The sequence below is a fragment of the Bradyrhizobium tunisiense genome, from assembly GCF_042263385.1.
Lineage (GTDB): Bacteria > Pseudomonadota > Alphaproteobacteria > Rhizobiales > Xanthobacteraceae > Bradyrhizobium > Bradyrhizobium tunisiense.
Genome location: NZ_JBHLEV010000011.1, coordinates 147,983 through 162,930 on the forward strand (window position 1 = coordinate 147,983; position 14,948 = coordinate 162,930).

At 63.9% G+C, this 14,948-nt stretch carries 13 protein-coding genes; all 13 read left to right on the forward strand.

Annotation, left to right across the window (positions count from 1 at the left end):
• Window position 1: 1 nt before the first annotated feature.
• The gene (locus tag ACFDR6_RS32875; RefSeq protein ID WP_375860877.1) at window positions 2-916 is read left to right on the forward strand and encodes a branched-chain amino acid ABC transporter permease; all 915 of its coding nucleotides are present in this window, start codon (window positions 2-4) and stop codon (window positions 914-916) included.
• A gap of 3 nt (window positions 917-919) precedes the next feature.
• Complete coding sequence (locus tag ACFDR6_RS32880) at window positions 920-1,990, forward strand: branched-chain amino acid ABC transporter permease (protein ID WP_317242653.1); 1,071 nt, start codon at window positions 920-922, stop codon at window positions 1,988-1,990.
• A 28-nt stretch (window positions 1,991-2,018) separates the two neighbouring features.
• Window positions 2,019-3,206, forward strand: coding sequence for an ABC transporter substrate-binding protein (locus ACFDR6_RS32885; RefSeq protein WP_249153697.1), 1,188 nt, complete (start codon window positions 2,019-2,021; stop codon window positions 3,204-3,206).
• A 90-nt stretch (window positions 3,207-3,296) separates the two neighbouring features.
• Window positions 3,297-4,025, forward strand: a complete 729-nt coding sequence (locus tag ACFDR6_RS32890) for a LamB/YcsF family protein (RefSeq protein ID WP_212091809.1) — start codon at window positions 3,297-3,299, stop codon at window positions 4,023-4,025.
• Window positions 4,026-4,064: 39 nt separating this feature from the next.
• The gene (locus ACFDR6_RS32895) at window positions 4,065-4,307 is read left to right on the forward strand and encodes an acetyl-CoA carboxylase (RefSeq protein ID WP_212091807.1); all 243 of its coding nucleotides are present in this window, start codon (window positions 4,065-4,067) and stop codon (window positions 4,305-4,307) included.
• Between the two features lie 16 nt (window positions 4,308-4,323).
• The gene (locus ACFDR6_RS32900) at window positions 4,324-5,724 is read left to right on the forward strand and encodes an acetyl-CoA carboxylase biotin carboxylase subunit (protein WP_375860878.1); all 1,401 of its coding nucleotides are present in this window, start codon (window positions 4,324-4,326) and stop codon (window positions 5,722-5,724) included.
• 43 nt (window positions 5,725-5,767) lie between these two features.
• Window positions 5,768-6,643, forward strand: coding sequence for a 5-oxoprolinase subunit B family protein (locus tag ACFDR6_RS32905; RefSeq protein WP_212091803.1), 876 nt, complete (start codon window positions 5,768-5,770; stop codon window positions 6,641-6,643).
• Window positions 6,633-7,610: a 5-oxoprolinase subunit C family protein gene (locus tag ACFDR6_RS32910; protein ID WP_375860879.1), complete on the forward strand. Its 978-nt coding sequence runs from the start codon at window positions 6,633-6,635 to the stop codon at window positions 7,608-7,610. Before ACFDR6_RS32905 ends, ACFDR6_RS32910 begins: the two co-directional genes overlap by 11 nt.
• Window positions 7,611-7,844: 234 nt before the next feature.
• Window positions 7,845-8,810 carry a LysR family transcriptional regulator gene (locus ACFDR6_RS32915; RefSeq protein WP_212091799.1) on the forward strand — a complete coding sequence of 322 codons (966 nt, stop codon included), beginning with the start codon at window positions 7,845-7,847 and terminating at the stop codon, window positions 8,808-8,810.
• Window positions 8,811-8,938: 128 nt separating this feature from the next.
• Window positions 8,939-9,898, forward strand: coding sequence for an AraC-like ligand-binding domain-containing protein (locus tag ACFDR6_RS32920; protein ID WP_212091796.1), 960 nt, complete (start codon window positions 8,939-8,941; stop codon window positions 9,896-9,898).
• 171 nt (window positions 9,899-10,069) lie between these two features.
• Window positions 10,070-12,094, forward strand: coding sequence for a hydantoinase/oxoprolinase family protein (locus tag ACFDR6_RS32925; RefSeq protein ID WP_375860973.1), 2,025 nt, complete (start codon window positions 10,070-10,072; stop codon window positions 12,092-12,094).
• A gap of 3 nt (window positions 12,095-12,097) precedes the next feature.
• Window positions 12,098-14,059, forward strand: a complete 1,962-nt coding sequence (locus ACFDR6_RS32930; protein ID WP_375860880.1) for a hydantoinase B/oxoprolinase family protein — start codon at window positions 12,098-12,100, stop codon at window positions 14,057-14,059.
• Window positions 14,060-14,085: 26 nt separating this feature from the next.
• Window positions 14,086-14,940, forward strand: a complete 855-nt coding sequence (locus ACFDR6_RS32935; protein WP_375860881.1) for an FAD binding domain-containing protein — start codon at window positions 14,086-14,088, stop codon at window positions 14,938-14,940.
• Window positions 14,941-14,948 lie beyond the last annotated feature (8 nt).

Below are 14,948 nucleotides of genomic sequence, written 5' to 3' on the forward strand. Positions count from 1 at the left end.
AATGACCGCGGTCCTGCAGATCATCTTCGACGCACTGAGCCTCGGCAGTCTCTATGCCCTGGGCGCGCTCGGTATCGCGCTGATCTTCGGCGTCATGCGGCTCGTCAACTTCGCCCATGGCGACTTCATCGCCTTCTGTGTGTTCGCAATGCTGTGGCCGTCGGTCAACGCAACAGCGGTGGTCTTTGCCGGCATGCTGCCGTTCTATCTCCTGATTCCGCTCTTGCTCATGATCGGCGCGGCACTCTCGATCCTGTCAGAGATCGTCGTGTTCCGCCGTTTCCGCAACGCCAATCCGGCAACGATGATGATCGCCTCCTTCGGTCTCGGATTCGTCATCCGCCACGTCCTGCTGACCTTCTATTCGAGCCGCCCGAAATCGATCACCCTGTGGCCAAGCCTCGGCCTGCCGGTGGAATTTCTCGGCGCCCATATCCCGATGCTGCAAGTCGTAACCATCGTCATCACGCTGGCCGCGCTCGCCGTGCTCGTGCTGTTCCTCAAGCGCACGCGCTATGGCCTCGAAATGCGCGCGGCCGCCGAAAACTTCACCATGGCGCGCATGCTCGGAGTCCGTGCCAACGGCGTCATCCTGCTGGCCTTTGCCATCAGCGGCATGCTGGCCGCGGCAATCGGATTAATCCTAGCCACCATCTCAGGCACGGCCGACATCAACATGGGCGCCAATGTGATGCTGATCGCCTTCATCGCCACCGTGATCGGCGGTCTCGGCAGTGTGCCCGGCGCTGTCGCCGGCGGCTTCATCATCGGCGCCGCCAGCGTCGTCTTCCAGGCAACATTGCCGCACGACGCGCGCGTCTTCCGTGACGCCTTCGTCTATGGCGCGGTGATCGTCGTCCTGCTGGTGCGGCCGCAAGGCCTGTTCGCACCGAAATCCGCCAAGCAGAGGGTCTGATCGATGCCAAAGCGGCCGTCTGTCATCCGGCGAACGATCCTGACACCGATCATCCTGATCGTCGTGCTGCTCGTCATGGCCGCTCTAAGCTATCAATTCGGCAGCCGTGCGTTCAACCGAACTGCGGTCGAGATGTTCATCAACATCATGGTGGTCGTCGGCCTCTACGTCTTCGTCGGCAATTCCGGCCTGCTGTCGTTCGGGCACATCAGCTTCATGTGCCTCGGCGCCTACATGACCGCCTGGCTCGCGATTCCGCCCGTGATGAAATCGATCACGCTCAAGGGACTGCCCGCCTGGCTGCTGCATACGCAACTGCCGATGTGGGTGGCCACACCGATCTCAGGGATTTTCGCGGCCTTGTTCGCGCTCGTCGTCGGACGCGTGATCATGCGCCTGTCGGGGATTGCGGCCTCGATCGCGACCTTCGGACTGCTTGGCGTCATCAACAACGTCTATTCGAACTGGGATTCGGTCACGGGCGGACAGGGTTCGATCGTCGGCATACCGCCGACCATGAACGTCTGGATCGGCTGGCTGGGTGCGGCGGTTGCGATCGTGATCGCATACCTGTACGCGATTTCCCGCTCCGGGCTCGCGCTTCGCGCCACGCGCGACGAGTCCGTCGCCGCCAGCGCCTCGGGAATCGATATTGTCCGTGAACGGCTGATCGCGTTCGTGGTCAGCGCCTTCATCATCGGCATCGCCGGCGCGCTCTATGCGCACTTCCTCAGCATCGTCAATCCCGGCGCCTTTTACCTGCGCACGACGTTCATCACACTGTCGATGCTGGTCGTCGGCGGCATGTACAGCCTCAGCGGTGCCGTCACCGGCGTCGTCGCGATCTCGGTGCTGATCGAGCTGTTCCGCAACCTCGAAAAGGGCATCAGCCTTGGCGCACTCAAGGTCGCACTGCCCAACGGGATCCAGGAGATCGCGATCGGCATCATCACCATCGTCATCCTGATGTATCTGCCGACCGGCCTCACTCGCAACCGGGAGTTCTCCTGGCGCGGATGGCCGGTGCTGCGACGATGGTCACGCCCCGTGCGGACGGCAAAGGAACTGAGCTGAATTTCACTGCACAACTGGAGGAATGGTTATGCGTCTTGCGAGAATACTGGGCGTCCTGACCGGAGTGGCCGCACTCTGGCTCACACCGGCCAAAGCGGCCGACGAGATCGTCATCGGATTTGCGACCGCTGCTTCAGGCTTCATGCAGGCCTATGACAAGCCGGCACAGGATGCGGCCATGATCCGCATCGACGAGATCAACAAGGCGGGCGGCCTGCTCGGCAAGAAGATCAAGGCCGTCTTCGCCGACACCAAGACCGATCAGGCTGAAGGCGCCAAGGCCGGCCTCGCCGTCCTCGACCAGGGCGCCGACCTCGTGATCGTTTCCTGCGACTACGACTTCGGCGCGCCGGCGGCGCTCCAGGCGCAAGCGGCCGGCAAGGTCTCGTTCTTCCTTTGCGCCGAATCGATCAAAGCCGGCATCCCCGGCGTCGGTCCCTACTCGTTCTCCGCCTCCGTGCTGGCCGCCGTGCAGGGCGCGACCATGGCGGAATGGGCCTACAACAAGAAGAATGCCCGCAGCTTCTACCGGCTGCTCGACAGCTGGACCGTCTACAACAAGGGTATCTGCGACGGTTTCGACTGGATGATGCCGAAGCTGAAGGACGCCAAGCTGGCCGGAAGCGACACGTTCAAGAATGACGACGCCTCGATCGCGTCCCAGATCACGCGCATCAAGAGCCTGCCGAAGGAGCCCGACGCCATCATGGTCTGCACGATGATGCCGGGCGCGGTCTCGGCCATCAAGCAGATCCGGGCCGCCGGCATCAAATCGATGATCCTCAACGGCTCCAGCATGGACGGCAGCTACTGGCTGAACGCCATTCCTGACCTGTCGAACTTCTACGTTCCGGTGCAAGGCTCGATCTACGGCGACGATCCCAATCCGAAGGTTAACGAGTTCAACAAGAAGTACAAGGACGTGACCGGCGGCGATCCCTCCAGCCAGTACGTCTATCCCGGCTATGTCCTGATCGAAGTCTGGGCCAAGGCGGTCGAACGCGCCAAGACCACCGACGCCCCGGCCGTTGTCGCCGAGCTGGAAAAGATGAACAACGAGGCCACGCTGTTCGGACCGCGCACCTTCAACAAGGACATCCACCATCAGAACCAGGGCCGTTACCTGATCATCGACACCGAGGGCGGCAAGCCGAAGATGGTCGATCAGTGGACGATTTCGGAGAAGATCCCGGTCGACTATCTGGTCTCGAAGTAAACCGGCCACGCGCCGCCCGCGGTGCCTGTCGCACCTGCGGGCTGCCGTCCCCCTTGGATCGAACGCAAGCCGTTGAGAGGAAACAGGAGAATGGTCGTGATTAATTGCGACATGGGCGAGGCCTATGGCCTCTACAAGATGGGCGACGACAAGGGGTTGATGCCCCACATCGATGTCGCCAACGTGGCTTGCGGCTTCCATGCATCCGACTTCAACCACATGCGCAAGACGGTGCAGCTCGCCAAGCAATTCGGCGTCAAGGTCGGCGCCCATCCGTCACTGCCGGACTTGCAGGGTTTCGGACGGCGCGAGATGAAGATCGACCGCGAGGAGCTGACGAACTGCCTGCTCTATCAGATCGGCGCGCTCAAGGCATTCCTGGATGCCGAAGGCCTGCCGCTCAATCACATCAAGCCGCACGGCGCCCTCTATGGCATGGCCGCGCGCAACGAGAACATCGCGGAGGCCGTCGCGGACGCCGCCGATGTCTACAAGGTACCGCTGCTCGGCATGAAGGGCACGCTGCATCAGATGGTCTACGAGCGGCGCGGCCACACCTTCGTCGCCGAATACTACGCCGACCTCGACTACAATGCCGACGGCAGTCTCATCATCACGCGCGAGCACGAGGCCAAGGATCCGGCCGATGCGGCATCGCGATGCACACGAGCCGTGAATGAAGGCAAGACCCGCTCGGTGGCCGGCAACGACGTCCTGGTCGGAGCCGACTCGATCTGCATCCACTCCGACACGCCCAATGCGGTTGCAATCGCGCACGCCGTTCGCGAGGCCGTCCGCCCCTATCTCACCGCGCGGTGAGGCGGAAGGCCGGAAAAGACGATCCACCAGGAGAACCCCATGGCAACACAGCAGATCTTCTCGCCGCTACCGGGCATATTCTATCGCAAACCCGCACCCGACAAGCCGGACTACAAGACCGATGGAGACGCGATCACGGAGAACGACACGATCGGGCTCATCGAAGTGATGAAGTCATTCAACGAAGTGAAGGCCGGCGCGGCAGGCAAGATCCTGCGTTTCCTGGCCGAGAACGAGGAACCGGTGATGGCCGGCCAGCCGATCGCCGAAATCGACGTTTGAGAGCTTTCAAGCGTCCATGACCATTCACAAGCTCCTCATAGCCAATCGCGGCGAGATCGCCGTCCGCATCATTCGTGCGGCGCGCGAACTCGGCATTGCGACCGTCCAGGTCTACAGCAAGGCCGACAAGGACTCGCTTGCTGTCCGGCTCGCTGACGAGTCGATCGAGATCGGCCCGCCGCAGGCTTCAAAGTCGTATCTCAACCAGACGACGATCCTCGCTGCTGCGCGTACGACCGGCGCCGACGCCATCCATCCCGGCTACGGCTTCCTGGCCGAGAACGCCGAGTTCGCCGCCGCCGTCGAGGCGGCGGGACTGGTCTTTGTCGGCCCGACGGCGCAATCGATCCGGCTGATGGGCGACAAGGTTGCGGCTCGCGAGGCTGCGGCCGCGGCCGGCGTGCCGACCGTCCCTGGCAGCGCCGGACGCCTGGAATCTGCCGACGCAGCTTTCGCTCTGGTCGAGACAACCGGCTTTCCCGTGATGATCAAGGCCGCCGCCGGCGGCGGCGGACGCGGCATCCGCATCGCGCGTTCGGCCGAGGAATTCCATCATCTGATGCCGCAGGCGCAGGCAGAAGCGCTTGCCGCTTTCGGCGATGGCGGCCTTTATGTCGAGAAGCTGATCGAAGGCGCGCGGCACATCGAGGTGCAGATCCTCGGCGACGGGCGCGACGTCATCCATTGTTTCGAGCGCGAGTGCTCGCTGCAACGACGCCGCCAGAAGGTCTGGGAGGAAGCCCCCTCGCCTTCGCTGACGCCGGCGGTTCGTGAAAGACTGTGCTCGTCTGCCGTTGCGCTTGCCAAGGCCGTCGACTATCGCGGTGCCGGAACGCTCGAATATCTCTATGACGACCGCAGCCACGAATTCTACTTCCTGGAGATGAACACGCGCATCCAGGTCGAGCATCCCGTGACGGAGATGATCACCGGGATCGACCTCGTGTGCGAGATGATCCGGATTGCCGGCGGCGAGCCGCTGCGCATCCGCCAGGAGCAGGTTCGCGTTCGCGGTCATTCGATCGAGGTCCGCATCAACGCCGAGGATCCGGCGAAAGGTTTTATGCCGAGCCCTGGCACTATCAGCGCACTCAGTGTGCCCGAAGGCGAAGGCGTGCGCTTCGACAGCATGCTCTACCAGGGCTACACGGTGCCGCCGTTCTACGACAGCCTGCTCGGCAAGCTGATCGTGCACGACAAGGATAGACCGAGTGCGATCCGGCGGCTCGAGCGCGCCCTTGCGGAGCTCCGCGTCGAGGGCCTTGCGACCACAAAGCCCCTGCATCAGGCGCTCGCGCGCGATCCCGACGTCATGGCCGCGCGCTTTCATACAGCCTGGCTCGAGCCATGGCTGGAAACCCATGCTTCGTCGCTCGGCACCGCGACGCCGTCACCGGCCGCCAAGGTCGCACAATGACCGCGAGAGAACCCGCCCCGTCAGCAACAGGAGGCCGCTAGTCATGCAAACCCGATTTTCCTACGGCGGCGACGAGCACATCTTCGCCGAAGTCGCCGAGTCCATGTCGCTGGAGGCCTTCTTCAAGGGCCTCTTCGTCACCAATGCGGTCCGCGACGCCAAGATCAAGGGCGTGACCGAGATCTGCCCGGCCAACGCATCCTATCAGGTCAAGTTCGATCCGGACCGGATCAAGCCCGATGACCTGCTTGCCGAGCTGAAACAGCTGGATTCCGCATCTGAAACATCCGCACCGGTCATCAAGACGCGGATCATCGAAATCCCCGTTCTTTACAATGATCCCTGGACGCACGAGACCTTGATGCGCTTCCGTGAGCGCCATCAGGATCCGAACGGCACCGATCTCGAATACGCTGCGCGGATCAACGGTCTCGACGGAGTCGACGCCTTCATCAAGGCGCACTCCAGCGCGCCGTGGTTCGTCTCGATGGTCGGCTTCGTCGCCGGCCTGCCGTTCCTGTACCAGATGGTGGAGCGCCAGCGGCAGATCCAGGCGCCGAAATATCTGCGTCCACGCACGGACACGCCAAAACTCACCGTCGGGCACGGCGGATGCTTCAGCTGCATCTACTCGGTACGCGGTGCCGGCGGCTATCAGATGTTCGGCATCACGCCGATGCCGATCTACGACCCTAACCAGAAGATCAGCTATCTGCGCGACTTCATGTGCCTGTTCAAGCCGGGCGACATCGTGAAATGGAAACCGATCGACCGGCCGGCCTATGACGCTGCGGTCGCCGATGTCGATGCGGGCCGTTTCGCGCCTATCATCCGCGATGTCTCATTCTCGCTGACCGAGTTCAACAACGACATCGACGCCTATAATCGCAAGCTCGAGGGGGTTCTCCATGGCAATTAGAGTCTTGAAGCCCGGTCTTGCCACCACCGTGCAGGATCTGGGGCGTCCCGGCTACTATCACATCGGCATCCCGCTCTCCGGCGGCATGGATCGTCACGCGCTCGCCGCTGCAAACCTGCTCGTGGGCAACGAGGAGGGCGCAGCCGTCCTCGAGGCCGTCTTCATGGGGCCGGAGCTCGAATTCACCGAGGACGCCCTGATCGCAGTCACCGGCGCCGAGCTGCCGCCAAAGCTCGATGGCGAGCCGCGCGAGACCTGGACGAGCTTCAAGGTGAAGCGCGGCCAAAAACTCTCCTTCGATTTCCTCAAGCAGGGCGCGCGCGGCTATATTGCAATCGCCGGCGGCATCGACGTGCCGCTCGTCCTGGGCTCTCGCTCCACCTATGCGCTCGGCGCGCTCGGCGGCTTCAAGGGCCGGAAGCTCGAAGCCGGTGACGAACTTCCCATCGGCAAGGCCAGTTTCGCCGTCAAGGACGGCCGCACCGTCGCGAAGGAGCTGCGCGGCCTGCCGGCGGCGATGCCGACGGAGCTGCGCGTGATGCCCGGGCTCTACTGGCATCGCATCACCGAGACGGCCGGCGTCGGGTTTTTCGGCGACACCTGGAAGGTCGCGCCGGAAGCTGACCGGATCGGCTACCGCTTCAAGGGCGGCAAGCCGCTCGAATTCGTGCCGCGCGAGCCGCCTTTCGGCGCGGGTTCCGATCCGTCCAACATCACCGATGCCTGCTATCCCTATGGTTCGATCCAGGTCCCCGGCGGCACCGAGCCGATCGTGCTGCATCGTGACGCGGTCTCAGGCGGCGGCTATTTCATGGTCGGCACGGTCATCGCAGCGGACATGGATTTGATCGGCCAGCTCCAGCCCAACACTCCGGTGAAATTCGTAAAGGTCGGAATGGATGAGGCTCTTGCGGCGCGCAAGAGCCGGGCCGAGTTGCTGGGCAAGCTTCGCAGCGCTTTGACATAGCCGCCCTGGAGCTCTGGCACTGAAGGGGCGTGCGGTATCTGGCTGCATACTCGACTGCCGGGCGCCGATGCGACGGCGCCTGGTCGCTCTGACCGCCCAACTTTCCACTAATTCTGTTCTTCCACTTACCAGTGCGCCCGTTGGGCACGAGAGTTGCAGTGAAAGCTCTGTGCCGAGAAGCCTTGCTCGACCGCTCCTGAGTTCAAGCAAAATCAAAATATCGGATCGACCGCGATGTCCGTTTCTCTGAAACAAATCCGCTATTTCGTCGCCGCAGCCGAAACTGGACGCATCAGCCAGGCGGCCATCGACCTGAATGTCTCGCAATCCGCGGTCACCGCCGCGATCCAGCAACTCGAAGCCACAGTCTGCGCCCGCCTGCTGGAACGTACCCAGACCGGCGTGACGGTCACCATGGAGGGCAACCGGTTCCTGTCGCAGGGACGTCAGATCCTTGCTTCCGTCGCCGAAGCCGTCCGCGGGACGCACATGTCCGCCGGTCCGCTATTCGGAACGGTGCGCATCGGCGTCACCTATACCGTTTCCGGCTATTTTCTGCCGCGCCATCAGATGCGTTTCCAGGCGAGCTTTCCCGGGATCACGGTCGAGCTGTACGAGGCGCCGCGCGACGTTCTTGAACGCGCCGTCGTTGACGGTGCGCTCGATCTCGCTGTCATGCTGGTCTCGAACCTGCACAATAATGCCATGCTTGCGAGCGAAACGTTGTTGCGCTCGCCGCGCCGGTTGTGGCTTGCTCCCGATCATCCACTAACGCGCGCCGAGCGGGTCCATCTCGCTGAGATCGCAACCTACCCTTACGTCATGCTCACCGTCGACGAGGCCAAGCACACGTCGATGCGCTACTGGAACGCGTTGTCGCTCGAACCACGAACGATCTTCCGCACCTCCTCCGTCGAAGCCGTCCGGTCCATGGTTGCGGGCGGAATGGGCATCACCATCCTGTCCGACCTCGTCTACCGGCCCTGGTCGCTCGAGGGCCAGCGGATCGAGACGCGCGTCATCGAGAACGAGGTGCCCAGCATGGACGTCGGACTGGCTTGGCGCCGTGACAGCCAGTTTTCCGAGGCCGCGAAGGCGTATCGCGACTTCATGCGCTTCGCCGTGGCGGGCGTCGGCCCGGCGCGTCCTCCGGTCGGCACCGACCACCGGCAACGATCGGACGAGGCCATCGAAATCTGAGATATCGGTGCCCGCTTAATTCGATTTGACGCCGTCAAGTCGTCCTCGCCAAGCTTGGGTGATCACGGCGGCCGGCGCGATGACAGAGCATAGGGCCCGAACGGGCGACGGCAGGGACGGAGTGCGGCATGCAGGCCACTTACGCGACCAGCAATGTTCCCTCGCAAAGTCGGCGGCATTTCTGGCAGGACGTTGTCTCCAAAACCTACTTCCCACTCGATCTTGTCTTTCCCGGCGGCCGCGACTTCCACGCGAGCCTGGGCGCCTGGTCCATGGGTCCGCTCTCGGTATCCCGCAATGTCTCGAATGGCCTGCTCTACAGGCGCCGCGAGCAGCACCTCGTGAACGAGCGCGAAGAATGCTTCCTCATCACGGTCCCTGAGCTCGCCGAGATCCGTTTTGAGCAGGACGGCAAGGACGTGCGCTGCCGGCCGGGCGCCTTCGTGATCGAGCGAAGCCATCTGCCCTACGAATTCAGCCATCAGGATCCGGCAGCGCTATGGGTGCTGAAAGTGCCGAGCGCCGTCCTGCGCGCCCGGATATCGCGCCCCGAACGCCTTGCGACGCTGCAATTCGACGCCAGCCGCAGCGTGGGCGCGCTTTTCGTCGACACGCTGCGGCTTGCCGGCGAACGCATCGCGGACATGGACGATGCGGCCCGCACCGTGATGGGCAAGCATCTCATCGATCTCCTGGCGATGGTGATCGAGTCCGACGACCGCGTACTGGTCGGGCATTCCTCCTCCGTTCGCAACGGCCACCTCCATCGCTGCGAGCAGTTCATTCGCTCACGCCTTGCCGACATGCGGCTCACCCCGCAAATGGTCGCGGACGGCTGTGGCATCTCGCTTAGATATCTGCACCAGATATTTGAGGGAGAAGGCATCACCGTTTGCGCCCATATCAGGAACCAACGCCTGTCGATGTCCGACGCAATGCTGCGTGATCCCGGCTGCCGCAAGAGCATCTCGGAAATCGCCTACCAATGGGGTTTCGGAGACCAGGCGCAGTTCAGCCGGAACTACCGCCGCCGGTTCGGCTGCACCCCGAGCGAAGCCCGCGCCGCGGCACGCATCGCCCTTCCCTGACAGCGCATCCGTGTGCCGCGACCTGACCGATCCTTAGGCATCCGGCAGCCGGTCCTGGCGGATCGGCCGTTGGTGCTCTCTCGCACAAATCTTCCTGCGCTCAGCGTCAAGAACTGCCGCCACCGATCTGCCTATGATCGGCGAAACGCAATTCGATGAGGAAGTCGCATGGTGCAGAACCTTCGTGTGGCCGTCGACGTCGGCGGCACCTTTACCGACATCTGCATCATGGACGAAACAACCGGCCTCATCCGCATCGAGAAGACGGCGTCAACCCCCGATCCGATCGACGGGATCATGGGCGGCGTGTCCAAGGCCGGTGTCGATCTTGCCGGGGTGGCGCTGTTCTCTCATGGCACGACAGTTGCGACCAACGCACTGATCACGCGCCGCCTGCCCCGCACCGCCGTGGTCACGACCAAGGGGTTTCGCGACGTCATCGAGATCCGGCGCGCCAACAAGGAAGACCTCTGGGATACCTACAAGGATGTCGTCAAGCCTTACGTTCCGCGGCGCGACCGCCTGACCGTGCCCGAGCGCGTCGATGCCGGCGGCATCGTGATCGAGCCGCTCGATGTCGAGGCCGCACGCAACGTCGCGCGCATTCTCAAGCGCCGCGGCGTTGCCGCGATCGCAGTCTGCTTCATGAATGCCTATCTCAACGGGGCGAACGAGCGGACCATGCGCGACATCCTCATCGAGGAAATGCCCGACATTCCAGTCTCGATCTCCTCGCAGGTGCTCCCTGAAATCTTCGAGCACGAGCGGTTCTCGACCACGGTCGCCAATGCCGTCGTCAGTCCGGTCGTCGTCAGTTATACGAGCCGGCTCGGCGAACGTCTCGCCGACGAAGGCTATACCCGCGATCTCCTGCTGCTGCACACCGGTGGCGGCGTCATGACGCCGGCCAGCGTCAAGGACTTCGCCGCGCGCCTAGCTGGTTCCGGAATCGCCGCCGGTGCCATCGCCAGCCGCTACATCGCCGGCCTCTGCGGCTTTCCCAATTCGATCGGCCTCGACATGGGCGGCACCTCGACCGACGTGTCGCTGGCCTATGAAGGGCAGTCGCGCATCACCAAGGACTGGTACATCGAGTTCGGCTATCCGATCCGCTTCGCGTCCATCGAGGTCCTCACCATCGGTGCCGGCGGCGGATCGCTGGCCTGGACCGACGCGGCCGGTTCCCTGCGCAACGGCCCGCAATCGGCCGGCGCCTTTCCGGGCCCGGCCTGCTACAGCAACGGCAACACGCAACCGACCAACACGGACGCCAACGTCACCCTGGGCCGGCTCGGCACCAATCTGGCGGGCGGCAAGGTAAAGCTGGACCCCGCACTGGCACGCCAGGCGGTCGAGGACGGCGTCGCAAAGCCGTTCGGTCTCGGATTGCACGAAGCTGCCGACGCGATTGTCAAGGTTGCCAACGCCAACATGTCGGACGCGGTGCGGCTAATCTCAATCAGCCGCGGCTACGATCCACGCGACTTTGCCCTGGTGGCCTTCGGCGGCGCCGGTGCGCTGCACGGGGTCGATGTCGCGCGCGAACTGGCGATCCCGGTCGTGATCGTGCCGCCCAATCCCGGCGTGACCTCGGCGCTCGGCTGTCTGCTGGTCGACATGCAGCACGATTTCTCGCAGAGCTGCATGGTCGGCGCCGACGAGGCCGATGCCGCCGACATCGAGGCGCAGTTCGCGGCGTTGGAGAAGGATGCGCTTGCCCGGCTCACCCATGAAGGCATCGCGTCACAGGATATCGTGCTCCAGCGCTCCATCGACATGATGTATCGCGGTCAGTGGCGCTCGCTCGCGGTCCACGCGCCCAGTCCGATCGGCGCAATCACCGACCTCGTCCAGAGCTTCCATTCCGAGCATCAGCGCGAATACAATTTTCGCCGTGACAGCGCCCCGGTCAGCTTCTTCCGTCTCAATCTCAAGGCGGTGGGCGTCGTCCCCAAGGCGGAGTTCGCCGTCCACGAACCGACCGGTGTGATCCCTGAGCCGGTTGGCCGCCGCAGGGTGTGGTTCGAAGGCAACGGGTTGGACACGCCCGTCTACGAGCGCGACGACCTGCCCTGCGGCTTCTCCTTTCAAGGCCCCGCGATCGTCGAGCAGGTCGACGCGACGACCGTCGTGCCGCCAGGCGCCAGCGCCGAAGTCGACAAATACCTCAACATCATCATCCGCGTGAAGGAGTGAACCATGGCCGGAGATCTCCCGCTCGACCCCGTGACCTTCGAGGTTCTCAAGAACTCCTTCATCACCAGTGTCGACCAGATGGGCGAGCAGGTCCTGCGGACCTGCTACTCCTTCGTCATCTACAACCGCGATTTTTCCAGTGCCCTGCACGACGCCAAGGGCGAATGCGCCGCACAGGGCAATCAGGACATCGCCGTCCATGTCGGCACGCTGCATTTCACCTGCAAGGACGTCATGCGTTTCTTCGACGGGGACATGCATGAGGGCGACGTCTTCGCCATCAACGACCCCTACGCCGGCGGCACGCACTTCCCGGACGTGCGCCTGATCCGGCCGATCTTCGCTGACGGCAAGATCATCGCCTTCAGCCAGTCGAACGGCCATTGGTCCGACGTCGGCGGCAGCGTGCCGGGATCGTTCGATGTCGCCGCGCGCGAAATGTTCCGCGAAGGCCTGCGCATCACGCCGATCCGCCTGTTCGACAAGGGCCGCTTCTGCAAGGACGTCGCACATCTGATCGCCTCCAACACCCGCGATCCGGCGTCGATCATCGGCGACATCCAGGCGCAGTCCCAGGCCACCCAGGTCTGCGAACGCGAGATCCTGCGCCTCGTCAACAAATACGGTCGCGACACGGTCGAGACCGGCCTTGCTGCCGTGCAGGACTATGTCGAACGTTCGGTGCGCCAGCGCATCGCGGCCCTGCCCGATGGCGAGTGGGAGACGGTGGACTTCATCGACCGCGATCCCGCCGGCAGCGAGGGCATGATTCCGATCCGCATCAAGCTGACGATCAAGGGCGACCGCGCCATCTACGACTTTACCGGCAGCCATCCGACCATCGGCTCGATCTACAACTCCGCCTTCGGCACGACCTTCTCCGCCGTCGCAGCCGGCATGAAAACCTTCTTCCCGGACCTCCCGCTCAATTCGGGCTTCTACCGCTGCTTCGAAATCATCGCGCCGGAAGACTCGATCGTCGATGCCAAATGGCCGATCGCGGTCACCGGATTCCTGATGCCGTTCGAGAAGATCATGAACTCGATCTACGAGATGTGGTCGAAACTGATGCCGGAGCGCGCGCTCGCCTGCGCTTTCAATCTCGAATATCTGCTCACCGGCGGGCTCGACGCCCGCAGTTCCGACAAGCCCATCTTCATGTTCTATGACTGGCTGCCCGGCGGCTGGGGCGGACGCAACGGCAAGGACGGCAGCAATGTCACGACGGCTTGCTTCGGCACCGGCCTGATGTCGCAACCCGTCGAAGGCCAGGAGCGCGCCAATCCGATCCTGACCACCGAATGCGAGATCCTCAAGGACTCGCCCGGTCCGGGCAAATGGCGGGGCGGCGCCGGTGTCGTGAAAACCTCCCGCATGCTCCAGGCCGAGAAGACCGTGATTTCCTACATCTGCGACCGCGAGCGCGCCGTGGTGTGGGGCATCGAGGGTGGCCTGCCGTCCATGCCGCACGGGCTGACATTGACGCGTGCCGGCGGCAAAGGCGAAGAGCGGCTCGGCTCGATCTTCTCCGATGTCCCGATCGGCGAAGGCGATATTTTCTCGCGCCCAACAGCCGGCGGTGGCGGATTCGGCGATCCGCTCGAACGCGACCCGGCCCTCGTGATCGAAGATATCAAGGACGACTACGTCTCGGTCGAGCGCGCTGCCAAGGATTATGGCGTGGTCGTGCGCACCGTCGATGCCGAGCTGTGCGACTATGAGGTGGACCAGGCCGCGACCGCAGCGCTTCGCGCCAAGATCAGGGCCGAACGTGTCGCCAATGTGCGGCTCGATCCTGAGATCGTGGCGGAGAATTACCGCAGCGGCGCGATCGGCGCGCTCGACGTGATCCGCCAGCATGCCGTGATCCTCGACTGGGGCACGGGCGCCCTGCTTCCAAAATCCACAAGCCAGTTCCGCGAGGTGTTCGAGCGGCGGTCGGTGGCGAAATGGAGCACAGGCTGACGGATCGAATCGGGAGTGCCGCCACCATGGAGACGCTTGCTTCAGGATCCCTCTATGTCGCGCCATCGCTGATGGCGGCGCTCGATGCGCTCGACGAAGGCGGCGCTGAAGCCGCGCCCTTCGCTGGTGGCACGTGGATCATGCGCGCCCCTATCCGGCATGAGCCGCTCAAGTCGCGTTACGTCGCGATCGGGAAGATACCAGAGCTCCACGCGATCAAGATCGATGCCGGCGAGGTCGAGATCGGTGCGGCGGTGACGCACGCCGCGCTAGCGGCAGCGCTGGCGGAAGTTTCGGAGTTTGACGTGCTTACGGCGGCAGCCGGGCGCTCTGCCAATCCTGCTATCCGCGGGATGGCGACCATCGGCGGCAATCTCGCAACGACGGCGTTCGCCGCAGCCGATTGCGTGCCCGCGCTTCTCTGCCTCGACGCCGACGTCGAGATCGCGAGCCGAGGCGGCCCGGAGCGAACCAGCCTGGAGCAGTTCCTGAGGATGAGATCGACACTGGCGCCCGGGCGGCTGCTCCAAAGCATCATCGTGCCCCGGCGCAGCCGCAAGACCGTTCACGCCCGCCTGCCGCTGCGGCAGGCCGGGGACTATCCGACTGCCATCGTCAGTCTCGCCGTGAGCATCGATGATGCCAAGCGCGTTCAGACGGCACGTGTCGCCGTCGGTTCAGTCGAGCCCGTCGCGCGCCGATGGGAGCGCCTCGAGGCCGCGCTCGTCGGACGTCCGTTGAACGCGGCGAGGGCCGCGGAAGCCGCGGCCGGGCTCACGGACGAATTCACAGGCCGCGACAGTGCCGACGTGCCTGCCTGGTACCGGGCGCGCGTCCTGCCCGGCCTCGTCCGCCGTGCAGTCGCCGCGCTTTGCTCTTGAACCGTCGG